This window comes from Streptomyces sp. NPDC104226 (assembly GCF_055584085.1).
The window spans coordinates 148,257-173,132 of record NZ_JBVJMS010000002.1; the positions used below are offsets into that span (position 1 = coordinate 148,257).

Annotated in this window: 23 protein-coding genes and 1 pseudogene; 10 read left to right on the forward strand and 14 right to left on the reverse strand. The window is 72.0% G+C overall.

Annotation, left to right across the window (positions count from 1 at the left end):
* Positions 1-40: 40 nt before the first annotated feature.
* The 3 genes and pseudogenes from ACZ60J_RS06045 to ACZ60J_RS06055 all read right to left on the reverse strand — a co-directional run.
* A complete protein-coding gene (locus ACZ60J_RS06045; RefSeq protein ID WP_469679228.1) occupies positions 41-1,234 on the reverse strand; it encodes a spore photoproduct lyase family protein in 1,194 nt (397 codons plus the stop codon).
* A 282-nt stretch (positions 1,235-1,516) separates the two neighbouring features.
* Positions 1,517-1,675, reverse strand: coding sequence for a hypothetical protein (locus ACZ60J_RS06050; RefSeq protein ID WP_469680289.1), 159 nt, complete (start codon positions 1,673-1,675; stop codon positions 1,517-1,519).
* A 43-nt stretch (positions 1,676-1,718) separates the two neighbouring features.
* Positions 1,719-2,537 (reverse strand): annotated as a pseudogene (locus tag ACZ60J_RS06055) (polyprenyl synthetase family protein); the annotation flags it as partial.
* A 27-nt stretch (positions 2,538-2,564) separates the two neighbouring features.
* On the opposite strand from ACZ60J_RS06055, the gene ACZ60J_RS06060 reads away from it, so the two are divergent.
* Positions 2,565-2,921: a hypothetical protein gene (locus ACZ60J_RS06060; protein WP_469679229.1), complete on the forward strand. Its 357-nt coding sequence runs from the start codon at positions 2,565-2,567 to the stop codon at positions 2,919-2,921.
* Positions 2,922-3,037: 116 nt separating this feature from the next.
* Here the strand turns inward: ACZ60J_RS06060 and ACZ60J_RS06065 are convergent, their stop codons facing one another.
* From ACZ60J_RS06065 to ACZ60J_RS06075, 3 genes are all read right to left on the reverse strand, one after another.
* Positions 3,038-3,262: a DUF5133 domain-containing protein gene (locus ACZ60J_RS06065; protein WP_469679230.1), complete on the reverse strand. Its 225-nt coding sequence runs from the start codon at positions 3,260-3,262 to the stop codon at positions 3,038-3,040.
* Between the two features lie 210 nt (positions 3,263-3,472).
* Positions 3,473-4,213 (reverse strand): dienelactone hydrolase family protein, encoded by a 741-nt coding sequence (locus ACZ60J_RS06070; protein WP_469680246.1) that lies wholly within the window; start codon positions 4,211-4,213, stop codon positions 3,473-3,475.
* Positions 4,214-4,452: 239 nt separating this feature from the next.
* Complete coding sequence (locus tag ACZ60J_RS06075; protein WP_469679231.1) at positions 4,453-4,770, reverse strand: ArsR/SmtB family transcription factor; 318 nt, start codon at positions 4,768-4,770, stop codon at positions 4,453-4,455.
* Between the two features lie 100 nt (positions 4,771-4,870).
* Here ACZ60J_RS06075 and ACZ60J_RS06080 point away from each other — a divergent pair, with 100 nt between their 5' ends.
* The 3 genes from ACZ60J_RS06080 to ACZ60J_RS06090 all read left to right on the forward strand — a co-directional run bounded on the left by ACZ60J_RS06080 (position 4,871) and on the right by ACZ60J_RS06090 (position 8,116).
* Positions 4,871-5,185 (forward strand): putative quinol monooxygenase, encoded by a 315-nt coding sequence (locus tag ACZ60J_RS06080; RefSeq protein ID WP_469679232.1) that lies wholly within the window; start codon positions 4,871-4,873, stop codon positions 5,183-5,185.
* 236 nt (positions 5,186-5,421) lie between these two features.
* Positions 5,422-6,942 carry a catalase gene (locus ACZ60J_RS06085; protein ID WP_469679233.1) on the forward strand — a complete coding sequence of 507 codons (1,521 nt, stop codon included), beginning with the start codon at positions 5,422-5,424 and terminating at the stop codon, positions 6,940-6,942.
* 385 nt (positions 6,943-7,327) lie between these two features.
* Complete coding sequence (locus tag ACZ60J_RS06090; protein WP_469679234.1) at positions 7,328-8,116, forward strand: hypothetical protein; 789 nt, start codon at positions 7,328-7,330, stop codon at positions 8,114-8,116.
* Positions 8,117-8,211: 95 nt separating this feature from the next.
* On the opposite strand, the gene ACZ60J_RS06095 is transcribed toward ACZ60J_RS06090, so the two are convergent.
* A complete protein-coding gene (locus ACZ60J_RS06095; RefSeq protein ID WP_469679235.1) occupies positions 8,212-9,396 on the reverse strand; it encodes an MFS transporter in 1,185 nt (394 codons plus the stop codon).
* Positions 9,397-9,463: 67 nt separating this feature from the next.
* On the opposite strand from ACZ60J_RS06095, the gene ACZ60J_RS06100 reads away from it, so the two are divergent.
* Entirely contained in the window at positions 9,464-10,039 is a 576-nt protein-coding gene (locus ACZ60J_RS06100; protein ID WP_469679236.1) for a CGNR zinc finger domain-containing protein, read from the forward strand.
* 102 nt (positions 10,040-10,141) lie between these two features.
* On the opposite strand, the gene ACZ60J_RS06105 is transcribed toward ACZ60J_RS06100, so the two are convergent.
* From ACZ60J_RS06105 to puuE, 5 genes are all read right to left on the reverse strand, one after another.
* Positions 10,142-10,585, reverse strand: a complete 444-nt coding sequence (locus ACZ60J_RS06105; protein WP_469679237.1) for a hypothetical protein — start codon at positions 10,583-10,585, stop codon at positions 10,142-10,144.
* Between the two features lie 223 nt (positions 10,586-10,808).
* On the reverse strand, positions 10,809-11,696 hold the full coding sequence (locus ACZ60J_RS06110; RefSeq protein ID WP_469680247.1) for a dioxygenase family protein: 888 nt from the start codon (positions 11,694-11,696) through the stop codon (positions 10,809-10,811).
* A 128-nt stretch (positions 11,697-11,824) separates the two neighbouring features.
* Positions 11,825-12,772, reverse strand: a complete 948-nt coding sequence (locus ACZ60J_RS06115) for a helix-turn-helix transcriptional regulator (RefSeq protein WP_469679238.1) — start codon at positions 12,770-12,772, stop codon at positions 11,825-11,827.
* A gap of 676 nt (positions 12,773-13,448) precedes the next feature.
* Positions 13,449-14,234 (reverse strand): SDR family NAD(P)-dependent oxidoreductase, encoded by a 786-nt coding sequence (locus ACZ60J_RS06120; protein WP_469679239.1) that lies wholly within the window; start codon positions 14,232-14,234, stop codon positions 13,449-13,451.
* A gap of 120 nt (positions 14,235-14,354) precedes the next feature.
* Positions 14,355-15,260, reverse strand: a complete 906-nt coding sequence (puuE, locus tag ACZ60J_RS06125; protein ID WP_469679240.1) for an allantoinase PuuE — start codon at positions 15,258-15,260, stop codon at positions 14,355-14,357.
* A gap of 240 nt (positions 15,261-15,500) precedes the next feature.
* On the opposite strand from puuE, the gene ACZ60J_RS06130 reads away from it, so the two are divergent.
* The 4 genes from ACZ60J_RS06130 (at position 15,501) to ACZ60J_RS06145 (ending at position 22,987) form a co-directional block, all read left to right on the forward strand.
* Positions 15,501-18,869 carry a S8 family peptidase gene (locus ACZ60J_RS06130; RefSeq protein ID WP_469679241.1) on the forward strand — a complete coding sequence of 1,123 codons (3,369 nt, stop codon included), beginning with the start codon at positions 15,501-15,503 and terminating at the stop codon, positions 18,867-18,869.
* A gap of 338 nt (positions 18,870-19,207) precedes the next feature.
* On the forward strand, positions 19,208-19,942 hold the full coding sequence (locus ACZ60J_RS06135; protein WP_469679242.1) for an SDR family oxidoreductase: 735 nt from the start codon (positions 19,208-19,210) through the stop codon (positions 19,940-19,942).
* Positions 19,943-20,110: 168 nt separating this feature from the next.
* Positions 20,111-21,466: an MFS transporter gene (locus ACZ60J_RS06140; RefSeq protein ID WP_469679243.1), complete on the forward strand. Its 1,356-nt coding sequence runs from the start codon at positions 20,111-20,113 to the stop codon at positions 21,464-21,466.
* Positions 21,467-21,508: 42 nt separating this feature from the next.
* Positions 21,509-22,987, forward strand: a complete 1,479-nt coding sequence (locus ACZ60J_RS06145; RefSeq protein ID WP_469679244.1) for a pyridoxal phosphate-dependent decarboxylase family protein — start codon at positions 21,509-21,511, stop codon at positions 22,985-22,987.
* Between the two features lie 80 nt (positions 22,988-23,067).
* Here ACZ60J_RS06145 and ACZ60J_RS06150 read toward each other — a convergent pair whose 3' ends face one another.
* On the reverse strand, positions 23,068-23,256 hold the full coding sequence (locus ACZ60J_RS06150) for a DUF4236 domain-containing protein (protein WP_469679245.1): 189 nt from the start codon (positions 23,254-23,256) through the stop codon (positions 23,068-23,070).
* Between the two features lie 207 nt (positions 23,257-23,463).
* Between ACZ60J_RS06150 and ACZ60J_RS06155 the strand changes: the two genes are divergently transcribed.
* Positions 23,464-23,820 carry a hypothetical protein gene (locus ACZ60J_RS06155; protein ID WP_469679246.1) on the forward strand — a complete coding sequence of 119 codons (357 nt, stop codon included), beginning with the start codon at positions 23,464-23,466 and terminating at the stop codon, positions 23,818-23,820.
* A gap of 28 nt (positions 23,821-23,848) precedes the next feature.
* Here ACZ60J_RS06155 and ACZ60J_RS06160 read toward each other — a convergent pair whose 3' ends face one another.
* The gene (locus ACZ60J_RS06160) at positions 23,849-24,796 is read right to left on the reverse strand and encodes a LysR substrate-binding domain-containing protein (RefSeq protein ID WP_469679247.1); all 948 of its coding nucleotides are present in this window, start codon (positions 24,794-24,796) and stop codon (positions 23,849-23,851) included.
* Between the last annotated feature and the right edge of the window lie 80 nt (positions 24,797-24,876).

The following is a 24,876-nucleotide window of genomic DNA, read 5'->3' on the forward strand; positions in this document are numbered from 1 at the left end:
CCGCACGCCGTGCCCGGAGGAGTCCTGGTCCCGGTCCGCGTCAGAAGGCGTACCGGATCCGCAGCCACGGTGCGTGGGTGGCCACGAGCGTGCGCATCGTCTCGACGGCCCCGGCCTTGACGCCGCCCCGGTAGCGGACGTTCCAGCTGCCGTTCTCGGAGCGCTTGGGCTGCTGGAGGTCGGGCCGCCACAGGGCGTCCTCGGCGCGCGGGTGCCAGCCGAGGTTGAGCGCGTGCAGTTCCTCGTTGTGCGTCAGCATGATCACCTCTGCGGCCGCCTGGTCCTTCACCGGAGCCGGCAGCACGTCGTCCATGTGCCGCAGGAGGAGCGCCCAGTCGGTATCCCACCCGGGGCGCAGGACGACGGGCGAGAGGTTGAAGTGGACCTCGTACCCCGCTTCCAGGAAGTCTCCGGCGGCGGCGATGCGGCTCTCCACCGGGCTGGTACGGATGTCGAGAAGCTTGGAGTCCTCCGGCGGCATGACGGAGAACCGCACGCGGGTACGGCCACGGGGGTCCAGGAGAAGCAGGTCCGGGTTGACGAACTTGGTGGCGAAGGAGGCCTTGGCCGACGGCCACCGGGCGAAGGCCCGCACCAGATCGGCCACGTTGTCGCTGATCAGCGCGTCGACGGAGCAGTCGCTGTTCTCGCCGATGTCGTAGACCCAGGCGGTGGGGTCGCACTGGTTGGGCTCCGTCTTGGGACCGAGCCGTGCGACGTGCCGCCCGAGGTGGGCGATGATGCGCTCGATGTTCGTGAAGACCGTGATCGGGTTGGCGTAGCCCTTGCGGCGCGGTACGTAGCAGTAGGCGCAGGCCATCGCGCAACCGTTGGCGGGGCCGGGGGCGATCCAGTCCGCCGAACGTCCGTTGGGCCGCGTGGTGAGCGTCTTCTTCTCCCCCAGCACCAGGACCTCGCTCTTGATGCGCACCCAGCGGTCGACGTTCCCCGCATTTCCGTGCAGCTCCGGGATGGCCCAGTGCGAGTCCACGGGGACGATCTCGGCGTCCGGGAAGCGGGCGAGGATCTGCCGGCCGCGCGGGGAGGCCGCGGCGGCGGGCTCGGCGCGGATCTCCCGTACGGAGAGCAGCCGCCTGACCGCCGGGGAATCACGGAACAGCGGCCCGCCATCCGCGGACGGGCGCGCTGCCCACCCCGTGTCGATGTCCTCGATGCCGAAGAGGGCCTCCTCGTGCCCGGCGTCCGGTCGGCCCCGGTACGACTGCTCGCCCATGTGCGGCTCCTGCGATGGCGCGGCCCCGGGAGACGGTGCCGTGAGGGAGAAGGCCGGGACGCAGCGCTCGCTCCCGGGTGACATTGCACTCTAATGCCGTGACCGGAGACGTCGGCGGATGTCCGCCCTCCGGGTCACGGCGCCGCCTGCCTCATGAGAGCGCTCCCCGGCAGAGGGCGGAGGCCCGTGGGCGAAGGGCCCGTCCCGGCCTGCCCGTGATCGCCCGACCCCACCGCGTCGGCCCCCTCCACGCGAAGGAACGCACGAGAGTGTTCTTCGCGCTCAGGGACCCTCCTGGCCATAGCGGCCGGTCTCTCGGTGCCATTTCAGGTTGCCCGCGATCCAGACGGTGATGTCGTCGAGCGAACGCTCGACGTCCCGCCACTGCGACGGGGGCGTGAACTCCCGCACCGTGCGCATCTCGGCACAGGCGGACAGCACTTCGGAGGTGGCGTTGCCGATCGCCTCGACCGTGTCCGCGGCGGGTCTCGGATCCGTCCATCACGTCGTCGTGGATGAGGGCGAAGGCGTGGAAGAGTTCCAGGGAGGCGGCGAGGGCGAGGGCGGTGCGCGGATCGCCGCCGGCTCCGCCCGCGTGCCACCCGATCAGCGCGAGGAGCGGCCGTATCCTCTTGCCGCCCGCCGCCGTGAACTCCTGCAGCGGCAGGGCCAGGTTCGGGAGGCACCCTCCGCCCGTCGGGGCCGTCGCCTTCGAGGCGAGGAACGCGTTGAGGACCCGCTCGGCCGATTCCTTGAGCTGGTCGAGGTCCAGTCCGCTGTGCGCCGCCGGCCCGGCCCGGTACGCGGCTTCGGGTCCCGGGTCCAGGACGGCCGCGGCCGGCCCGATGCGCCGCGTCGGCTCCTCGGCCTCCGCAGGCTCGTCGGATGTCCGGGGCACGGGCACCGGGCCTCGTCCGGATCTGCGTTGCTGCTTGCTGACCACACCCGCCTCCTCGATCCCGCACTCCGTCGTACCCACAACCGCCGGAGAGAAGTCGGGCCGCGCGATCACATGACGGCAAAGCCGCGCGGGCGGCGGCTCCGGCCACGGTCTGGAAGCTGAGCCCGGTACCGGCGTCACCCGAGCTGTTCGACGCCGTGCTGCGCCTGCCCCTGATGGACCGCACCCGCGTCCGCACGGACCTGGGTCGGCAACCCCGGCACAGCGACACGTGCGGATGCGCCGTCGACTTACTCCCCAACTGCTCTGACATCGAGTGGTGTTGCTGCCGCGAGCGCGATATCCGGACGTTCTGGCAGGGCCCCGCCCCAGGCAACCCCGCGACGGCCCGGCCGGGCACACTGGTGTCCTCGGGGAGCATGGGCTCCGGTGGGCCGGCCCGGGGAGGCCGCCGAGCTCCAGGCGCTGTTCCAGCTGGCCACCGGCCTTCAGGCCGGCGGGCGGACGCTCTTGGCCGTCCCGGTCCTGCGGCGGTTCCTCACGGCATGCAGGCAGGCGGGAGACCGCCACCGCGAGGCCCAGGCGCTCCTGCTGCTCGGGGCCTCGCTCGTCGACACCGGCAGCTACGAGGAAGCCCTCGGTGTCACCGAGCGGGCGGCCGGCCTCTACGGGGAGCTCGGCAACTCCCGTAGTGCGGAACTGGCGTCCGAGCACCACCGGATCGCCCTGCGCGCCCTCGGCCGGAACGACGGCCGAGGGCGAGGGCGAGGGCGCTGGAGACGGTGACGCAGGGCGCCCTGAGAACCCCACGCGGCGGACAGCAACTCGGTCGCGCGTCCGCCCGTCCGACAAGAAGCGGTGCTGCTCCCGTCACGCCGCGCGAGAGCAGGCGGGCACCGTGATCAGTTGGAATCGAGTGCGGAGTCGTCGAGAGTCCCCGTGCCGGGCAGGCGGTGCCGGGCGGCTATCAGCGCGGCGTGCACGTCCGCCGTACCCGTGGCCACGCACAGGGCGTATTCGACGTCCAGGATCTCCTTGCTGACGGGCGAGACCTCGGGTCCGGCATCGAGGACGGACAGGGCCCAGTAGCGTTCGACGAGGCCGGGGAGCACAGCCGGGTGAGCCATCAACATGTATGTGCCTCCGTCGATCGATTCTTCGAGTGGCCCCCGCCTACCCTGCCGATCACGCTTGAATCCGAGCGCGGGCCCCTGCCGAGGGTCTGGCGGGGGCCCGCGGTGCGGAGAGCCGTGGAGGACCGGACCGGAACCTGTCCTTGGACGGGCACCATCCGGCCGACACGGCCTACCGCCTGCTGGCGGACTGGCGGCCCGGCGTCACTTCAGGTGCCGGGCGAGGAACCGGCCCGCTTCGTCACCTGCGGACTGCGGCACCCCGGTGTGCCCGCCCATGTTGGCGTACAGGGCCTTCTCCTCCGAGCCGAAGGCGTCGAACAGGTCCAAGGCGGCCTGCCGGTCGTTGCCTTCGTCGTCCCACTGCAACAGGACGTGCAACGGAATGGTGACCCGGCGGGCCTCCTCGAACATGACCCGGGGCACGAAACTCCCGGCGAACAGAACGGCGGCCGAGATGCGCGGCTCGACCACCGCCAGCCGGGTCCCGATGGAGATCACTCCCCCCGAGTACCCGACCGGACCGCCGATCTCGGGCAGCGACAGGAGGGCGTCCAAAGCAGCCTGCCACTCCGGGACCGACTGGTCGACCAGCGGGAGGACGAGGGCGTCGATGATCTCGTCGCTGACGGGCTCGCCGGCCTCCATGGCCCGGCGCAGGTCGGCGCGGGCCTGCTCGACCGCGGGCCAACTGGGCCGGTCACCGCATCCGGGGAGCTCGATGGTGGCCGTGGCGAAGCCGTCGGCCGCAGCGTGCCGGGCCCGGCCCACCAGCCGGGGGTACGTCCTGCCCAGCCCGAGAGGAGGAGGGCAGAGCAGGATCAGCGGCGTCGGTGCGGACGCGGACGCGGCTACGGGCGTCCACAGGATGCCGGGGATCTCACCGAGGGTGAATGCGCGCTCGAGGACGGCGTCGTCGAGGCGCCGTTCAGAAGTGAAGTACATGGTGGTGCCTTTCGGGAATGCCATGGAACGGCGCTCCCGGACGACCTATCGCCCGACCATGACCCCGGAGAGGAGCACCCATGTCGATACGTTCACGGGTACCACCTCCTCACTCTCCTGCACGGCCTCGGGAAACCTAGCAGTGGCTGCCGCGGTTCCGCCAGCGGATTCTTGCGGAGGCAGCGCCTGAACGCGCCGGAGCTCGGGCGGCGGCGACCCGCCGCGAGGCCTCCCGCGCGTCACGCCTCCCGTTCGGCCGTCACGATGCCCAGCAGCCCGGGGAACCGCTTCTCAATGTCGTCCCGGCGCAGCTCGGCCATGCGGCTGTTGCCCCGGTCGACCTGCCGGATCAGCCCGGCCTCGCGCAAGGCGCGGAAGTGGTGCGTGAGGGTCGCCTTCGAGACCGGCAGGCCGAAGGAACTGCAGGTGCGGGCCGTCCCGTCCGGTGCGGACGCCAGCTCGCGCACGACCCGGCGGCGCAGCGGATCGTTCAGCGCGGCGAGCACGGGACCGAGCGCGATCTCGGCGGTGTACGGATGGCCCTCGCTGTCGGGCATGCGGGTCACCTCCCCTCAGGTATGGATTGCATCGTACCTCCCTGTTCGATAGCGTCCGTTAGGTACGAGATTCCTCGTACCTAACGGACGGGATCCCTCCATGCACGCCCAACCCTTCGCACTCGTCGGCACCGCACGCCCGAAGCCGGAGCGGGCCGAGGAGCTGAAGCAACTCCTCCTCTCGTTCGTCGAACCGACCCGGCAGGAGCCGGGCTGCCTGGAGTACCACTTCCACGAGGACCGCGAGCAGCCCGGACTGTTCGTCTTCTACGAGGCCTGGCGCACACGGGCGGACCTTGACGCCCATCTCGCACTTCCCCACATGCGGTCCTTCTGGGACCGCAGGATGGACTACCTCGAGACCGACCTCGACATCCGGTTCCTGGAGATGCACAGCCCCTATCAGCCATCCTGACGCCCCTACGGCCACAGCCCGACCGGGCGGTAGGTACACGCATGCGCCGCTTCGCCCGGAGGTCTGCCGAAGGGAGGCCAGCCGGGGCGACTGGCCGTACATGCGTTTGTCATCGGCCGGGCGGGGCTAGGCGTAGAGCCGCGGGTGGTGGTCTTCGCGGATCGGACGTTCACGGGGCTGCCACCGGGGACGCCCCTGAACCGCATCGGCGTCCTGCTTCGAGAAGGGAAGGCTCCATGACCAACGTTCCGCCGGCCACCACCACCGATTCGGGCGCACCCGTCGAGAGCGACGAACACTCGCTCACCGCGGGTCCCGGCGGGCCGATCCTGCTCCAGGACTCCTACCTGATCGAGCAGATGGCCCAGTTCAACCGGGAGCGGATCCCCGAGCGGCAGCCGCACGCCAAGGGCAGCGGCGCCTTCGGCCGCTTCGAGGTGACCCATGACGTCAGCGCCTACACCAAGGCCGCCGCCTTCCAGCCGGGCGTACGCACCGAGCTGCTGGCCCGGTTCTCGACCGTCGCGGGCGAGCGCGGGAGCCCGGACACCTGGCGCGACCCGCGCGGATTCGCGCTGAAGTTCTACACCAGCGAAGGCAACTACGACATGGTCGGCAACAACACGCCGGTCTTCTTCGTCAAGGACCCGATGAAGTTCCAGCACTTCATCCGCTCCCAGAAGCGCCGCGCCGACAGCAACCTCCGCGACCACGACATGCAGTGGGACTTCTGGACCCTCTCCCCCGAGTCGGCCCACCAGGTGACCTGGCTGATGGGCGACCGCGGGATCCCGCGTACCTGGCGGCACATGAACGGGTACACCTCGCACACGTACATGTGGATCAACGCCGCCGGTGAGCGGTTCTGGGTGAAGTACCACTTCAAGACCGACCAGGGCGTCGAGTGTTTCACTCAGGACGAGGCCGACCAGATGGCCTCGGCCGACACCGACTACCACACGCGCGACCTCTTCGAGCACATCCGGGACGGGGAGTTCCCCAGCTGGACCCTGTACGTGCAGGTGATGCCGTACGGGGAGGCCGAGGGGTACCGGTTCAACCCGTTCGACCTGACGAAGGTGTGGCCGCACGGGGACTACCCGCTGATCCAGGTCGGCCGGATGACACTGGACCGCAACCCCACGGACCACCACGCCGAGATCGAGCAGGCCGCGTTCCAGCCGAACAACTTCGTCCCCGGCATCGGCCCGAGCCCGGACCGGATGCTGCTGGGCCGGCTCTTCTCGTACGCCGACGCGCACCGCCACCGCATCGGCGGGAACTACCAGCAGCTTCCGGTCAACGCCCCGGTCGTGGAGGTGCACACGTACTCCAAGGACGGCGCGATGGCCTTCCGGAAGACGACCGACCCGGTCTACGCGCCGAACTCCAAGGGCGGTCCGGCGGCCGACACCGAGCGGTACGGCCGGCCGCCGAGCTGGGAGACCGACGGGGCGATCACCCGCAGCGCCTACGTGTCGCACACCGAGGACGACGACTGGGGCCAGGCGGGCACGATGGTCCGCGAGGTCCTGGACGACGCGGCCCGCGACCGGCTGGTGGAGAACGTCGTGGGGCACCTCCTGAACGGGGTGACCGAGCCGGTCCTGGAGCGCGCCTTCCAGTACTGGTCCAACATCGACAAGTCGATCGGCGAGCGCATCGCGCAGGGCGTACGCGCCAAGGCGGCCGAGAAGGACCCGAAGGCGGCCCGGCAAGGCAACCCGGCACGGAGCAGCATGCAGGACAAGGCCTGAGCGCTCGCGTACGGACCCGCTCCGCGGGCGCGCGACCTGAGCACGGCACCACAGCACGGTACGGGCGGCCCGGATGCCGGGTGGAGCCGGCCACCACGAGAGTGGCCGGCTCCACCCTGCCTTTCAGCTGTCCGGCTCCAGTCCAGTACCCCCCAGGGCGCAGGGGCCGGAAGTCCCAGCAGCTTGGTTACCAACGTCCGTCATGCCATCTGAACTGGCATTTCTCTTGATCGGCAGGCAGCGGGCGGGGTCGTACGGCCAGCCGTTACACAACGGACGGACGCTCTACGCACGGCACTCGTAGCGTATTCCTCGGGCCGCAGCAAAGCGGTTCAAACCGTCATCAATCCTTTTCGGATGGATCTGGTCACCTAGGAGAACCCCGGTGCGTACCCCTGCGCGTTCCTGCCGCATCGCCGTCGTCACGGTCGGCGCGGTTGCCGCTCTCGCCGCCTCGGCGGTGTCGTCCTTCGCCGACACCCAGCCGGCCACCGCGCCCGGCAACGCTCACGTGGGGCAGACGGCTCCGACGGGCAATCACCGTGCCCCCGCCTATGCCGCGGTGGGCGGCTGGGAATCGAAGGGAGTCATCGACCTGGGCGGTGGCTGGACCGCGAGCGTCGACGTCAACGCCTCCGCTCGCACCGCCCGCGCCGACATCGCCCGCGGCGGCGTCTTCAAGGGCAGCCTGAAGGCCTACGGAAACAACGCGAGCATCCAGCTCGGCAACCGCACCTTCACCCTCACCCCCGGCGGGATGATCACCGCGAGGACGAGCCCTGCCCCGGCTCCTGCGCCGGTTCCGGGCGGCTGGGTGTCGAAGGGCATCACCCACCTCGGCGGGGGCTGGACGGCCAAGGTGTCGGTGAACGCCTCCGCTCGCACGGCCCGGGCCGAGATCGCCCGCGGCGGCGTCTTCAAGGGGAACCTGGAGGCCTACGCAACGAATGCGAGCATCCAGCTCGGGCACCGCACCTTCACCCTCACCCCCGGCGGCACGATCAGCTCGGTCTCCGGCACGACCGCCGACGCCCCGGGGGCCTCGCCCGCCGCGGGGGCCGGCGATCCCGGTGCCGGCTGGACCTCCCCGATCGCAGGGTCTGCCGCATCCAGCGCAGCCGACCTCGGATTCGCCGGCATCTCCCAGGGGCAGCAGGAGCTCTTCGCGGCGTAAGGCGGATGCCGGTGCGCCGGGACGGCCCGTCCGGGCACACCGGCCGACGTCCCACCTGGCCCGACTGCTCCTCCCGATGACCGGGATCCTCCTCGTCATCGCCGTCGGCGTGGGCATGCCGGGGCCAGTCGCCTCCTGAGCCAGGGCTGTGCGGCGGCCAGGGCAACGGCTGCCGCGGCATTGGTGAGCCAGAGGCCCTCGGGGCCGGCGGTCGCCAGCAGGTAGGTCACGATCAGCGGCGCGACGGTGGTGGCCGCACCCCAACAGAGGCCGAACACGGCGAGGTACCGGGCGCGGCCGCCGTCGGGTGCGAGGCCTGCCGCCTGCGTCAGGTAGCGGCTCAGCAGGAGCGTTTCGCCGACGCTCCAGAATGCTGCGGCGAGCAGGAAGACCGGCAAGGTGGTGGCGAAGGCGCAGATCGTCAGGCCGGCGGCGAGCAGGAGAAAGCCGATGTTCATCGCGCGGAAGTCGTCGAGCTGCACGCGCAGCAGCCGTTGCGCGACGATCATCACCACCGCGGAGACCGCCAGAATGATGCCGGTACCGGACGCCGGCAGCTTCTGCTCGATCAACGTGAGCGGTACGCCGACCACGAGCTGCATGTAGATCGTGGCGAACACCGTGCCGCTGGCGAGCAACAGCAGGAGTCTGCGGTCGCGCCACACGCTGACTCCACCGGCCTGCGCCCGATTCCGCCGTACGTCGACCGGAAGCGCAAAGGCCACGAGGACAGCGCAAGCCAGGCAGGTGACCGCGTCCGCGACGAACAGCCACCGCAGATCCCAGTGGCCGGCGGCCGTGGCCAGCAACCCGGCGAGTACGCCCGCCACGGCCATCGCCGAACCGAGCAGCCCGTACGCCGCCGGACGGTCGGTGGGCGCCGTGGCATCGGCAACGGTCGCCTGACTGGGCGGTTCGTAGATCTCGAACGCCAGGCCGAGGACGATGGCAGCGGCCGTGGCGGACCACAACGTCGTGCTGGCGGCGATCCAGAGCTGAGCCCCGGCACAGCCGGCCAGCCCGAGGACGATCGTGCGGCGACGGCCGATCCGGTCGGCCAGGACACCACCGAGCAGCCGTGAAGGGACCGTCGCGAGACCGAAGAGCGCGACCACGAGACCGGTTCGGCTCAGCGAGGCGCCGAGCTCGACGGTCAGCACGATCGCGAGGAACGACAGCGAGAACGCGCCGATCCGGTTGACCGCCCGGGCGGCCACAAGCACCCAGACCGTCCTGGGCAGACCGCGCCACGGCTCGATCAGGGTCGCCACAGCACTCATTACCGACTCCATGACTAGCTAAATAGGTATGATCAGTCACGCAAGCCTGAGCGTACGAAGGAGAACCGTGACCGGTCAACCATCTTTTGACAGTCACGCCCGGAGTGTGCTGGCGGCCTCGGTCGAGTACGTGAACCGGCTGACCCCCGGCTTCTCCGGCGGTTCGCCGTACGCCGGACCTGCCGACGAGGCGCGGGCCGTGGGCGAATCGCTGGCGGCAATCGGCTATCCGCAACCCCATGTCTCGCCCGAGGACGCGCGGCGCCTGACGGAGTTGGCCGGGCGGATGCGGATCGTGTTCGAGGCCGCGCAGGCCGACGACCTGGACCGGGCCGCCGACGAGATCAACGCCCTGCTGGTCGACACGAACGCACGGCCAAAGCTCGACCGCCGGGAGGAGGGCTGGGGCCTGCACTTCCATGGCCCCGACGACACGCTGGTCAACGGCTGGGCCGCGGGCTGCGCCGCCGGCCTCGCGCTCGCAGTCGGCAGCGACCTGGCCGGCCGCCTCGGCGTCTGCGCCGCACCACAATGCGACCGCGTCTTCGTCGACACCTCGAAGAACGGCCGGCGCCGCTTCTGCTCACCCCAGTGCCAAAGCCGGGTGAAGGCCGCCGCCCACCGCGCCCGCCAGGCGACCTGATCAGCGCACGGGGTTCCGGACTCGCCTTCGCCTCGACCTACGAAGGCTCGAAGCCGGGAGGGCCTGCCGCGCAGGAAGCACCTTTGCGGCAGGCCTTACCGCTTACGTCGTCTTGGGCCAGAAGTCGATCGTGTACCGCTCCACTCCGTGCGCAGCGCCTTCGGTACGGGTGACCCTCTCTACCTCGGCTCTGCCCGCGCAGCTCACGCGGACCCGCCACAAGCCGGCCCGGCCCAGCCTGATCAGCTCATCGGAGCGGCCGGTCCCCCACACCGCCACGTCGCCGGTGACGGACTCGTAGTCCACCTCGGCCTGCTCGTCCCAGCCGATGGTCTCCACCTCGGGCTCGCCGTCCCAGACGCGCGCGGTCACCGCGGCGGTGTGCGTGTGCCCTGCGCTGAACAGGTCGAAGCGCCGTACGTGCGGCTGGAGGAACACCCCCCACTCAAAGCCATCGGGATACGGTACGGGCACCAGGCTGTCGTCCGATTCCTGGAACCCGAACGACCTGAACGCAACCTCGGCAGCCACCTTCTGTTGGTCCATCAACACGGCCACGGCTCCTCCAGCCCCGAGCCCCACAGGCCCCCGCGGACCCCACCGTGACGGTAGTACAGGAGCTTGTCGATCCGTGGTGCATGCGCCTCAGGCTCCGCGAGCCCCTCAGCGTGCGATTGCTCCGATTGCCGGCGCTCCACCGCTTCCGGCCCGAGAAGCGGTGGAGCACCGGCACGACACCGGTGGTCAGTCTGCCGTGCCTTCGAACGTCTCAGCCGCGGCTCCACAGGGCGGGGACGTTCGGGGGCTCCCACCCGGGGACGGCGGTGTGGGCCTGGATGCAGGTGTACGCCGTCCCTGCGTAGGTGACGCGGTCGCCGGTCCGGTACGCGGTCCCCGCAGCCCAGGTGCCCCCGGGCGGCGTGCTCGGGCCGGGGGACGTGACCGTGGGGGAAGGCGACGGCGACGGCGTCTGCGGTACGTCCAGGACGAAGTCGAAGGTGCCGTCCCTCCCCGGGCCGTTCTGACGTACGTTCATCAGCAGCCTGGCGTCGAAGATCGAGTCCGTGCTGTTGCGCGGCTCCCCGGGGAAGTACAGCTGGGTGGTCAGCACGGGCCGGCCCGGGGCCTGCACCTTGACGTGGAGGTGCCGGGTGCGCCCCGGGTACAGCCCCGGCACGATGGTCGCCAGCCGGAACGCCCCCTGGGCATCGGTGAACTGGTGGCCCCGAAACGCGAATCCGGCGTTGTCGTACGCGCCGTTCACATCGGCCTGCCAGAAGTCGAGCAGGGCCCCCGCGACGGGCAGGCAGGCCCGGCCGAACACGTACCCGCTGACCGTGAGCCGGATGCCCGGGGTGGACGCGGTGACCAGGGACGTACGCAGCGGGGAGTTCGGCTTGAAGTAGGGGCCTTCCGTCTGGGGCACGGTGGGGTGATCGCCGTCGTCGCAGGCCGGGGTCAGTCCGGGCGCGGCACCGGCCCCGCGCTGGTCACGGGCAAGGGCCGCTCCACCGCCGATGAACAGCGGCGTGCCGGCGGCGAGGGCGGCGGCCTTGAGGAAGTTCTTGCGGCTCAGCCGGCTCGGCCGGCCGGACGGGGCGGGGGCGCCGTTCGGCGGTGCGGACCGTGACGGGTCGGTGCTGTGTTCTCCGGGAATGGGCACGGGCAGGACTCCTTCTCACTCGTGGGGCGGGGAAGGTGGTGGGCGGATCCGAGCCCCCGGGCCGCGGTCGGGCGCAGCCCGGGGACGGGCGGCGCGCACCCGCTCGCCCGGACCCCTCGGCGTCAACCTACGGTTCGCTCCGCGACGGCCGCGATGGACGGGATCCGGGGATCATGGTGAATTCCTCCGCCCTGCGGACTGCTGCTCCCCGGGCCGATCGCCGCGCGGTAGTCCCCCGGAGTCAGGCCGGTTTCGCGCCGGAAGAAGCGGCAGAAGTACGCCGGGTCGGCGAAGCCCGTCTCCCCTGCCACCTGCCGGATCGTGAGGTCGGTACGGGCCAGCAGGCGTTTGGCCTCCAAGGTCTGCCGACGGCGGATCAGCCGGCCGGGGGTCTGGCCGGTGGCCTCCTTCACCAGCGCGTGCAGGTACCCGGCGGACACGCCGAGCTCCTTCGCGCAGGAGGCCACGGACACGTCCGTACCGCCCGCGGACGCGATGAGGCGGGTGAAGGCGGCGGCCAGCTCGGCGGCACGTCCCGGTGCCGCGGCTTCCAGCCCCGGGCCCGGCTCGCGGTTGCGCAGGGCCCGGACGATCAGGATGTGCAGGAAGGCGCGCAGCACCCCGGCGTATCCCGTGCGCAGGGCCCGGTACTCGTGTTCCATCTCGGCCAGCAGATCGGGGATCCCGTCCTGGCGGTCCCTCAGGCGCAGCCATGGCCGGTCGGCCAGCAGGTCCAGGGCGGCTGCGTCGTCGGGGTGGGAGAGGAGGAAGTCCTCGTTGAAGAGCATCACCCGCCCGGTGAGTCCCTCGGCGTCCTCCCAGTGGTGGACCTGGCCGGGGGTGATCACGCACAGGTGCGGTGGGTCCAGGGGCAGGTGGGCGAGGTCGAGCACATGCGCGCCGCGGCCGCCGGTGACGTGGACGATCTCGTAGAACGCGTGCCGGTGGGGGAAGTTCGCGCGGGAGAGCGGTCCGATGGAGTCGAAGGATCCGATGGCGAAGGGCAGGAGATGCGGGAAGGGGACCTCCAGCCGGTGCAACGGCAGCTCGCCGGTCCGGTGCGTGCTCACGGGGATATCCGTAACGGGTTCATCGAAACAGTCTGCGACCGGCCCACCCACTGGTCCAGACCAACGACCATCGTCGGGGCCGGTCGGAACAGGCCGAGACGGCGCGAGGAGTTTCTTCGCAGCACGTAACCCAGACCGCGCCGAATCGTTTCTCTAGGTGTCGCAGAACACACCCGCGTCCCCCGCGGTGTTTGCGGCCCAGGGCCCGGCGAGTCCATCACTCCCCGGGCCCTCGGTCTTTCCCGGCCCGCGCGGAAGCCCCGTTTCCCGTGCGCAGTTCGCCGTCGCAGGCGTCTGTTCGGCTGCTTCGCGAAGGTCGTGCCGAGCAGGTGTGTGCCCCGGTGCCCCTCAGGCAGCGGACAGCGGAGCGCCCCTGATCCGGCACCCTCTACGGCGGCGCACACCTGACGCCAGGCGACGGTGTCGTCTCCGCTGTCCCACACCGCCTGGTTGCCCGCGGCCGAGCACAGCGCCATGTGGTCTGTGCGATGACCTCCGTAAAGCAGGCACCGCACCGCACCGCGCCGCCAGGCCGATGACATGGCCGAGCCCGACCAGGGCCTCCGGCGCGTCTTCAGGGCGGGCCTTCTTCAACACTGTTCGAGTCACCCGCGCCACGAGCACCGCAAGCACGACAACGATGGCCACCGCGCATGCCACGTGACGCGGACGGTGGTCACTCGCCGCGCAGGGCCTGGCGCAGGCTCTGGTGGCTGGTGAGGATGCCGCCGTCCACGGGGAGGCACAGGCCCGTGATCCAGGCGGCGTCGCGGGAAGCGAGGAAGGCCACCGCCGCCGCGATGTCGTCGGGCAGGCCGACCCGGCCGAGCGGGTAGTGGGCGGCGGCGGCTTCCAGGTCGGACTCGCGTCCCGCCCAGGCGTCGGTGCGGACCGTTCCGGGGGCGACCAGGTTCACGCGGACCCCTCGCGGCGCTGCGTGGCCGGCGAGGGTGCGGGTCAGGCTGGCGAGGCCTGCCTTGGCAGCGCTGTAGGCGTGGTTGCCGAAGTCCCGCTCGCCGTTGACCGAGCCGATGCTGACGATCGCACCGCGGCGGTCAGGGGCGGCCGCGAGGTGCGGGAGGGCGGCGCGGGCGCAGCGGTAGGCGCCGGTGAGGGTGATGTCGAGGTCCTGGTGCCAGGTCTCGTCGGAGTCGTCCTCGAAGAGCGGGGTGTCCGGATGGCAGGCGTAGGCGTTGTTGACGAGCACGTCCAACGTGCCGAACCGCTGTACCGCGTACGCGACGGCCCTCTCGACCGAGGAGCGGTCGGCCACGTCGCACAGCAGCGCCTCGGCAGCGCCTCCCGACTCCCTGATGCCGGCGGCCGCCTTCTCGGCCCGGCTCTCGTCCAGGTCGGTGACCAGCACCCGCGCGCCCTCACCGGCCAACCGGCGGGCGGTGGCCTCGCCGATGCCACGGCCCGCGCCGGTAATCAGTACGCCGTACCCCTCGAAACGTTTCATGGGCGGCTCACTACCCGGTCGTCGACGAGCCTGAACCGGGGGTGCGCCTCGAACGCCCCCCACTGAACCTTCGCCGTCCGACACGTACGGCAGGCGAACCTGCCGATGACCCGGCGTGGGTCAGGCCGGCGGGTGGGCGGCGAGCCAGTGGCGGGCGATGCGTTCGCGCGTGGTGACCCAGGCCCCGCCGCGCTGCGCGACGTGCTTGAGGAAACCGTCCAGCGCACGGATGCGGCCCGGGCGGCCGATGATCCGGCAGTGCAGGCCGACGTTCATCATCCGCGGCCGGTCGGCGCCTTCGGCGTGCAGGGTGTCGAAGGTGTCCACGAGGTAGGTGAGCATGTCGTCGGCCGTCGTGAACCCGTGCACGATCAGGAACTTGAAGTCGTTCGCGTCCAGGCCGTACGGCACCACCAGGTGCGGGCGGCCGGCTGCCTCCACGTAGAACGGCAGGTCGTCCGAGTAGTCGTCGGAGTCGTAGAGGAAGCCGCCCTCCCGTGCCACCAGCGTCCTCGTGTGCTCGCTGGTGCGGCCGGTGTACCAGCCCACGGGACGGCGGCCGACGAGCCGTTCGATCGTCGCGGTCGCCCGCTCGATGTCGGCGCGCTCCACGTCCTCGGGCACGTTCCGGTAGTCGATCCAGCGCCGGCCGTGGCTCGCCACCTCCCAGCCAGCCACGCCCATCGCCCTTGCCGCGTCGGGGTTGCGTTCGAGCGCCTGCGCCACCGCGAACACCGTCAGCGGCGCGCCGTGGGCCGCGAGCGTACGGTGGACGCGCCAGAAGCCGGCTCGCGATCCGTAGGCGAACATCGACTCGGCGTTCAGGTCGCGGCCGCCCACCACCGGCGGCGCTCCCACGATCTCGTGGAGGTAGCCCTCCGACTCCGCGTCACCCTCCAGGACGTTGCGCTCGCCCCCCTCCTCGTAGTTGAGGACGAGGCTCACGGCGACGCGGGCGCCCCCGGGCCAGGCGGCATCCGGCGGCACGGCGCCGTATCCGATGAGGTCGCGCTGAGGCCCGGACACGGGCCGGACTCTACCGCCGGTCCCGTGCCGCACCCGGGAGGGCGCGCGTCCGCGGCGCGGCGGTCCGGCCGCCGGGCTCCGAACGCGCCGGCTCCCGCGGAATCTCGCCCACCGGAATCACGCCGTCACCAACCGTTGCGGAACGGTCATGGACCGGTCATCAGCCCCGGGGCAATACTGCGAGCACACCACGGTGCCTTCTTCCCGTCGGTGATCGCTTGTCTTTCAGGGGGAATTGACGTGCGCACACCTCGTATTCGGAGAGCGGGGGCGGCCGCCTCGGCAGCCGTCGCCGCCATCGCGCTCGCGGCGGGTCTCACCACACCCGCCGCCGCCGCACCCACGTCTGGCAGCCCGGACGCCACAGCGGGTCGACAGCCCGCCGGACAGGGGCTCACCCGGCTGACCCTGGTCACGGGAGACCAGGTCACCGTGGACAGCGAAGGCCGTCCGGTCGGCTTCGCCCCGGCCAAGGGCCGGGAGAAGATACCCGTCTCGCTCCGCCGGGACGGAGGGGGCAGCAGTCTCGTCCCGCTCGACGCCCGGCCCCTGATCGAGTCCGGCCGGCTCGATCCCCGCCTCTTCAACCTCACCGAACTCGCCCGCCCCGAGTACCGCAAGGCCCGGGGCGACCAGCTGAAGCTGATCGTCCGCTACGACGGGGCCGCCCCGGCCGCCAAGTCCGCCCTGCGTTCAGCGGACGGCCTGCGCCTGGACCGTACGTACGGCCTGCTCAACGCGGAGGCCGTGACCGCGACCCCCGCGAGTGCCGCCGCCCTGTGGAAGGGGCTCACCGGCCGGCAGGAAGGCGCCGCCCGGCCGACCGTCCCGTCCGGCATCGCCTCCGTCTGGCTCGACGGTGTCCGCACCGCCACCCTGGACAGGAGCACGCGGCAGATCGGCGCCGACAAGGCCTGGGCCGCCGGCTACGACGGCACCGGCGTCAAGATCGCCATCCTCGACACCGGCATCGATACGGGCCACCCCGACCTCGCCGGCCGGGTCGTCGCCGCCGCGGACTTCTCCGAGTCCGGCAGCACCGCGGACCGCTACGGCCACGGCACCCACGTCGCCTCCATCGCCGCCGGTACGGGGGCCAAGTCGGGCGGGAAGTACAAGGGCGTGGCTCCGGGAGCCGCGCTGCTCAACGGCAAGGTCCTCGGCGACGACGGCTACGGCAGCGACTCCGGCATCCTGGCCGGCATAGAGTGGGCCGTCGCTCAGGGCGCCCAGGTCGTCAACCTCAGCCTGGGCGGCCCCGACGCACCGGAGATCGACCCGATCGAAGCCGCTGTGAACCAGCTGTCCGCCGACAAGGGCGTCCTCTTCGCCATCGCCGCCGGCAACGACGGGAAGGCCGGTCCGGGCACGATCGACTCCCCCGGCAGCGCCGACGCCGCCCTCACCGTGGGCGCCGTCGACAAGTCCGACGTCCTCGCCGACTTCTCCGGCACCGGCCCGCGCGCCGGTGACGGCGCCGTCAAACCCGACGTCACGGCCCCGGGCGTGGGCATCACCGCGGCCGCCGCCGTCGGCAGCGCGATCGAACGCCGCCTCGGCCAGAACCCGGCGGGCTACCTCACCCTCTCCGGAACCTCCATGGCCACCCCGCACGCGGCCGGGGCCGCCGCCCTGCTCAAGCAGCAGCACCCGACGTGGACCGGCGCCCAGATCAAGGGCATCCTCACCGGCTCCGCCGAGCCCGGCCCGTACAACGCCTTCCAGCAGGGCACCGGCCGGATCTCGGTCGGCAAGGCGCTCGGCCAGTCGGTGGTCGCCGAACCGCTCGCGCTGGCCTTCGGGAACGCGCTGTGGCCGCACGAGGACGACGCCCCCGTCACCCGCAAGGTCACCTACCGCAACCTGGGCACCGCCCCGGTCACCCTGAACCTGTCCGTGACCGCCACCGGCCCCGACGGCAAGCCCGCCCCGGCCGGATTCCTCGCCTTCGCCCGCCCGAGCGTCACCGTGCCCGCCGGGAAGACCGCGTCGGTGGACCTCACCCTGAACACCCGGCTCGGGGGCTCCGTCAACGGCCGGTACACCGGGCACGCGGTGGCGACCGCGGCCGGGCAGAGCGTCCGTACGGCGATCGTCGCCGACCGCGAGGTCGAGTCGTACGCGGTGACCATCCGCCACGTCGGCCGGGACGGCAAGCGGCCGGCCGGCTACTTCAGCGCCCTCCAGGGCGTGAGCGGCCTGGCCACCGGCAGGAACTTCGACAACCACGAGGGCTCCGCCTCCCAGACCATCCGCGTCCCCAAGGGCAGCTACATGCTCGACTCGCAGCTCTGGGCCGACCCGGAGAACAGCGAGGAGGGTCTCGACTGGGTCTCCCAGCCTCGCCTCGACATCACCCGCAACACCACGGTCACGGTCGACGCGCGCACCACGAAGCCGGTGGACATCACGATGCCCTCGGACGCGTCCGTCGTCGGGTACATCACGCCCAGCTACGAACTGCGCGTCGGCGGCGCCGGCTACACCTTCGGATGGTGGCTGTACGCCGCAATCCCCCTGCGCACCCGCGGTCAGGGGCCCGAGCCGGCCGCAGGCAGCAGTCTGACCCAGCGGTGGGACAAGCACGCGGTGTCCGAGACCGAGGAGTACCACGCCACGCTCGGCGGGCCGGTGCGCAAGCCCGCCACCGGCTACACCCGCCACCTGAAGGCCGCCGACCTGGCCACCGTAACGGTCGACCACGGCTCCTCGGCCCCCGGCAAGGAAGGCGTCGTACGAGCCGTCGGCCAGCTCCCGGGCAACGGGGGCCCGAGCTCCATGTGGCAGCCGCGGCCCCTGCCGAGCACGGTGACCATGCACCTCTCCTCGGTCGACGGCGTGAAGTGGGCGCTGTCCGCATCCCAGTTCGGCGTGGACGCGGACGGCTACCAGGTCGCGGAGACCTCGTACGCCGTCGAGCGCGGCTACGCGGGCGGCCGCTCCTACCGGGAACGCTTCAACACCGCCGCGGCCGGGCCACGGGTGGACACCGCGGCGGGACTGGGGCTCTACCGCCAGGGCGACCGGATCTGGGGCACGTTGCCGCTGCTCGCGGACGGCGCCGGGCACGACGGCACCGGCTTCCACGCCAAGGGCAGGACCGTGCTCTACCGCAACGGGGTCGTCGTCGGCGACCAGGCAGCCGAACTCCGCGACGCCAAGGCCTTCGCCGTCGCGTCCGGTGAGGCCGCCTACAAGCTGGTGGCCTCCGCCACCCAGTCCGACACCGTCAGCCGTACCTCGTCCAAGGTGACCGCGACCTGGTGGTTCCGCTCCGGCACCACCGCCGCCGGCTCCCCGGCGCAGCTGCCCGCCTCCGTCGTCCGGTTCGCACCCCCGGTGCGTCTGGACGGCACCGTCAACCCGGGCTACCCGCTGCGCGTCCCCGTCACCGTCGAGGGCCCGGCAGCCGGCAAGGGCCTGAAGTCCCTGACGGTGTCCGTCTCCTACGACGACGGCTACACCTGGCAGACCCTGCCGGTCCAGGACGGGGCGGTCGTCACGCAGACCCCGCCGCAGGGCGGCCACGCCTCCCTGCGCGGCACGGTGGTGGACACCGCGGGCAACAAGTCCGAGGTCACCGTCCTGCGCGCGTACCTGACCGACTGACGGGTTCCCGCGCCGCGAGACGAACCCGGAGGCTTCCTGCACCTCCGGGTTCGTCTACGCGTGCGCCGCCGCGCCGATCTCCTCCGGAGCGATCCGGGGGCGCCGAGAGCGCAGGCAGTCGGGCTTGCGGTCGACGGTGGGCGTTCATCCCTCCAGGCTAGGCGGTGCCTTGCGAATCGGCCGGACCGGGCGGACCGACCCGCAGTGGGGCCACCGCCGCTGCTCCACCGCAAGGCGGCATCCGGCGCACCCCCCGTACGACCAGGCCCGCGCTGCGGGGCCCACCGCACGGTGCTCTCCTGGAACGGAGCCCCTTTCTCCGCCGCTCCCGAAGGATCGTGATCACCACCATGCAGAAGCCCCTCGCCGTCGTCACCGGCGCCAGCTCCGGCATCGGCGCGGCCACCGCCCGCCTGCTGTCCTCCCAGGGACACCCCCTGCTCCTGCTCGCCCGTCGGCTGGACATGCTGGAGGCGCTCGGGCTGCCGGACGCCCTGTGCCTCAAGGCCGACGTCACCGACCGGGCCGCCGTGGAGGCGGCCGTCCGCGAGGGAGAGGAGCGGTTCGGCCCGGCCGACCTGCTGGTCAACAACGCCGGCTCGATGCTGCTGGGCCGCATCTCCGACCAGCCGGTGGACGAGTGGGAACGGATGATCGACATCAACGTCAAGGGCCTTCTCTACGGCACCCGGGCGGTCCTCCCCGGCATGATCGCCCGGGGCTCCGGCACGATCGTGAACATCAGCTCCGTCGCGGGCCGGAAGACCTTCCCGAACCACGCGGCGTACGTCGGCACGAAGTTCGCCGTCCACGCGATGTCGGAGAACCTGCGCGAGGAGGTCGCCGCCACCGGGGTCCGGGTGGTGACCATCGCCCCCGGCGCGGTGGAGACCGAACTGCTCTCCCACACCAGCGACGAACAGATCAAGAGCGACTACCAGGCATGGAAGGAGTCCGCGGGCGGGGCGCTCGAGCCCCAGGTCGTGGCGGAGGCGATCGCCTACGCGTACGGCCAGCCCCCGAGCGTCACGATCCGCGAGATCGTCCTCGCCGCCACGGGCCAGGAGGCCTGAGCTCCCGGCACGGCTCCATCGCCGCGATCGCGTGCCCGTTCCAGCGCGCCGCCCTGCTGGTGGCCCGCTGGTCCGGAGGCTCCTCGACCCCGGGGCCCGCGGGAAGTTCACGGCATCGTCATACGCACCCCTTGTCACCGGCGGGACCGCTCGCCGATGATCGGCGCCATGCCAGCCGATCACCCTGCCCACCGCGTCCGGGCCTCTGACCTGCCGCGTCGCGTCCGGATCGGGTACGGGCTCGGTTCCTTGTGCACCGGTACGTTCGCCACCGTGCCGGGGCTGATCCTGCTCTACTACCTGACCAACATCCTCGACGTCGCCCCGGCCCTCGCAGGTGCCGCGGTCTTCCTGCCGAAGGCGTGGGACGTACTGATCAACCCGCTGGTCGGTGCGATGTCCGACCGGAGCCGGCTGCGCGGCGGACCCCGGCGGCCCTTCCTGCTCCTCGGCGCCTGCACCCTGCCGCCCCTCTTCGTGCTGCTGTTCGCCTCCCCCGCGCTGCGTGGCGGGGCCGCCGCCGCGTACGTGGCCGTGGTGTTCGTGCTGGCCGCCACGGCGTACGCCGTCTTCCAGGTGCCGTACGTGACGATGCCGGCCGAGATGACCGAGGACCCCGTCGAACGCGGCCGGATCCTCAGCTGGCGGGTCGCCCTGCTCGGGGTGGCGATCCTGTTGTCGGGGGCGCTGGCCCCGGCCGTCGCCCACTCCGACGGCGGCAGCCCGGCGAGCTACCGGCTGATGGGGATCGGTGTCGCCGTCCTGCTCGCCGTCGGCATGTTCGGGGCCTGGTTCACCACCCGGTGGGCCCCGGAGGTCGCGCGCAGTGCCTCCGAGCCCTCGCTGGGCGCACAGCTGGCCGCCGCCCGCTCGCACCGCCCGTTCCTCCACCTGGCCGGCATGTGGACCCTGCAGGCCCTCGCCGTCGGCGTGATGCTCGCGGGTGTCCAGTACTTCGCCACCTACACGCTCGGTTCGCCCACCGCCGTCACCCCGCTCTTCGCCTGCCTCATCGGCCCGCTCGTCCTCGTCATGCCGCTGTGGCAGCGGGCCGCCCGGCAGTGGGGCGTCAAGACCGCCCAGTGGGGAGCCTCCCTGCTCTTCCTCTCCGGCGCCCTGTTGCTCGGCCTCACGCCCGTGGCCGGCGCCGGGTTCGCCTACGGGGCGGTCGCGATCGTCGGCCTCGCCTACGCCGGGATGCAATTGCTCCCGCTGGCGATGCTGGCAGACACCCTGGCCGCCGACGCGGCCCGTACCGGGAAACGGCGGGCCGCGACCTTCACCGGGCTGTGGACCGCTGCCGAGACCCTCGCCTTCGCCCTCGGCGCGGGTGTCTTCGCCCTGGTGCTCACCGTGACCGGCTTCCTCTCCTCCGACGCCGACCACGCGGTGGCCCAGCCCGATGCGGCCCTGACCGGCATCACCGCGGGCATGAGCGTGGTACCCGCCGTGCTCGCCGCCACGAGCCTGTGGTTGCTGCACCGGTACCGCGAGGATCCCGTGCCCGAGTACACGGCCGTCTGAACCTCTCCCTCCGAACCGCCCTTCAGGAAGTGAAGAAGCCCCGTGTCCACTGAACCCACCCGTGCCCTGCCGGCCGGCCGCACCCCGGACGACGTCCTCGCCGAACTGCGCTCTCTGCGCGCGGCCGACGCACCCACTCGGGGAGGCCGCACCTTCGCCTACGTCTACGACGCCGGTCTCGACGGCCTCGACGAGCTGGCCGCTGCCGCGTACGGCGCGTACGCCACCGTCAACGGGCTCGACCCGACCGTCTTCCCGAGCGTGGCGCGGCTGGAGAACGACCTGGTGGGCGCGGTGGCCGCACTCCTCGGCGCACCCGGGGCCCAAGGCACGTTCACCAGTGGCGGGACCGAGAGCATCCTGCTCGCCGTGAAGACGGCGCGCGACCACGCGCGGGCCGCACGGGCGGTCACGGAGCCCCAGCTCGTACTGCCCTCCACCGCGCACGCCGCTTTCCACAAGGCCGCCCACTACCTGGGGCTGGAGACCGTCGTCGTCCCCGTCGACCCCGTCACCTTCCGCGCGGACGCCGGTGCCGTCGCGGCGGCGATCACGGACCGTACGGCGCTCGTGGTGGCCTCCGCGCCCTCGTACGCCCACGGGGTCATCGACCCGGTGGCCGAGATCGCCGGTGCCGCCGCCGCACGCGGTGTGCTCTGCCACGTCGACGCCTGCATAGGCGGGTGGCTCCTGCCCCACCTGCGGCGGGCCGGCCGGGAGGTCAGCGCGTTCGACCTGTCCGTCCCCGGGGTCACCTCGATCTCCGTGGACCTGCACAAGTACGGGTACGCCGACAAGGGCGCCTCCGTCGTCCTGTACCGGGATGCCGAACTGCGGCGGTACCAGTACTTCGCCCATGCGGGGTGGCCCGGCTACCCCGTCGTCAACCCGACCGTGCAGGGCACGAAGTCGGGCGGACTGCTGGCCCAGGCATGGGCGGTCCTCCAGTACGTCGGCGAGGAGGGCTACACCGCCCTGGCCGCCCGCGTGGCCGAGGCCTCGGACCGGGTGCTCGCGGGCCTGCGCGGCATCGACGGGCTGCGCGTGCTGGGTGAACCGGCCGCCGGACTGGTCTCGTTCACAGTGGAGAGCCCCGAGGCCGGCCGGGGGCCCGACCTCAGCCTGGTGCTGCACCTCGCGGACGAGATGCGCGAGCGCGGCTGGTACCTGCAGCCCCAGCTCTCCTTCGACGGCCTGCCGCCCAACCTCCATCTCACCCTGACCCCGGCCACCGTCGGCCAGGTCGATGCCCTGCTCGCGGACCTGCCCGACGCCCTCACAGCTGCCCGGAAGCTCCCGGCGAACACCGTGGACCCGGGGCTGGTCGAACTGGCCGCCGGCCTCGATCCGGCGAACCTCGGCCCCGAGGAGGTCGCCGCCGTACTGGCCTTCGCCGGCCTCGGCGGCGACACGGGACTGCCCGCGCGGACGGCCCCCGTACTGGCCCTGCTCGACGCGCTGCCGACGCCGTTGCAGGAACGGCTCCTCGCGGAGTTCGTCGGGTCCGTGTTCCGCGTCTGAACGGCGCCGCCCGGCACCGCGGTTCCCGCCAGGGCGTCGGCGGCCTCCGGGTCGCCGTCCGGGGGAGGCATCCGGGCGGCTCAGCCGCGGCGCGTCTTGCGCCAGCCGAAGGGGCCCGGCAGGTTCATCGAGGTGGTGCGGCGTCCGTTGCTGCTGCGGGTGCGGCGGGGGCCGTGCTTGCCGCCCGTGGTGATCGACCACGACTTGCGGTTGATGTTGAGCCGGACGCCCGGCAGGATCCTGAAGCTCTTGCGGAATGTCAGCGGCATGGCGTCTCGCCTTCTCCGTGCACGTAGGGACGACGGCGGCCCGACTGCTGCCGCATTCGGGCCAGTTGACGTACGTGTGTCCTGCGCGGGCCGGTCCATGCGCCCTCGGACCGGCCGAACCGCGCGCACAGGAGGCGGCGGATCGGCAAAGGGCCTTTGTTGCCGCCGGACGTAGACCGCACGGGCGCACCGTGGGAAAGTCGGCCTGTGATAGGTCTGGCGGACCCGCTCCGCTTCCTCAGCATGCTGGCCGCCTGGACTGCCACTCCGTGGGCGCTCGCACCGTATTCCGTGACGCTCGCCGTGGCCTCGGTCGTTCTCCTTCTCGCCACGGTGGCCCTGTTCGGCACCCCCGGTGACCACGGGATGGCGAGGGAGCACATCCTGGTACCCGTTCCCGGCGTGGTGACCGTCGGCCTGGTCGTACTCCAGCTGGGCGCGGCCGTCGCCGCCTCATGGGCGGCTTGGCCCACATGGGCCGCCGTCACCGTGACGGTGCTGGCCTCGGCGAGCCTGATCGCCGAGCAACCGCGCTGGCGGCAACTGCTCACCGCACGGGATTAGTTCGGCCGTACCGAGGTGGTGCGGCCCGCTACGCGTGGCCTTCGGCCAGGGTGTCCCGTAGGAGCGCCGCCTCCTCTTCGAGATGGTGGAGGAGGGCACGCAGGGCGGGGGTGCGGGTGCGGTGCGCCGCCTCCGTCGTGCCCACCGTCCGGCCCACCGACGGGAGGTCGACCGGCAGCGCCGCCAAACGCTCGTCGTCCCGCAGCACCAGCTCGGGCAGCAGCGCCACCATGTCCGTCTGCAGGAGCAGGGCCCGCATCGTCAGGATCGACGTGCACTCCACCCGGTCCGCCGGGAGCGGCAGGCCTCGCTCCACGAGCAGCGCGCCCAGCTCCTGGCGCAGGGCGGTCTGTTCCACAGGCAGGATCCAGGGGTGTTCCAGCGTGTCCGTCAGTGTGACCGGCCCGGTGTCCGGCCTCAGCAGGGGATGACCCGCGCGGACCGCCAGCATGATCCGCTCCCGGTACAGCAGTCGCTGGAGCAGCGGTTCGCCCGGCTTCGGAGCCGGCCCCACCCGGCCCACGATCACGTCCAGCTCCCCTCCCAGGAGGGCCGGGCAGAGCACGTCGAGCGTGCCCTCGCGGACGACCACGGTCAGCCGCGGGCGTTCCCGTTTGAGGCGGGCGATCGCCCGGGGTAGCAGGACGTTCGCACCGGCCAGGAGCGTTCCCACCGTGACGGTCCCCTCGTGGCCCTGGCGCAGCCCCTCCAGGTGCTCCCCGGCCCGGCGGATCTCGGTGATCACCGACCGCGCGTGTCCGGCCAGGGCCTGGCCGTAGACCGTGGGGCGCATGCCGCGCGGCTCGCGTACGAACAGCGGCAGGTCGGCGATGGCCTCCAGCTCCCGCAGCGTGCGGGTCGCGGCGGGCTGGGTCAGGTGCAGGGTCTCCGCAGCCCGTGCCACGCCCCCGTGCTGCACGATCGCGACCAGGAGGGTCAGGTGCCGGAACTTCAGCCGGCCGTCCAGGAGGTCCATCGGTCCGGTCCGCTCCTTCCAGAGGGGGTCGATCCCCCGTACGAGCCGCCGGGTGGCCGGTTCTCTTGTGTCCTGCAGTC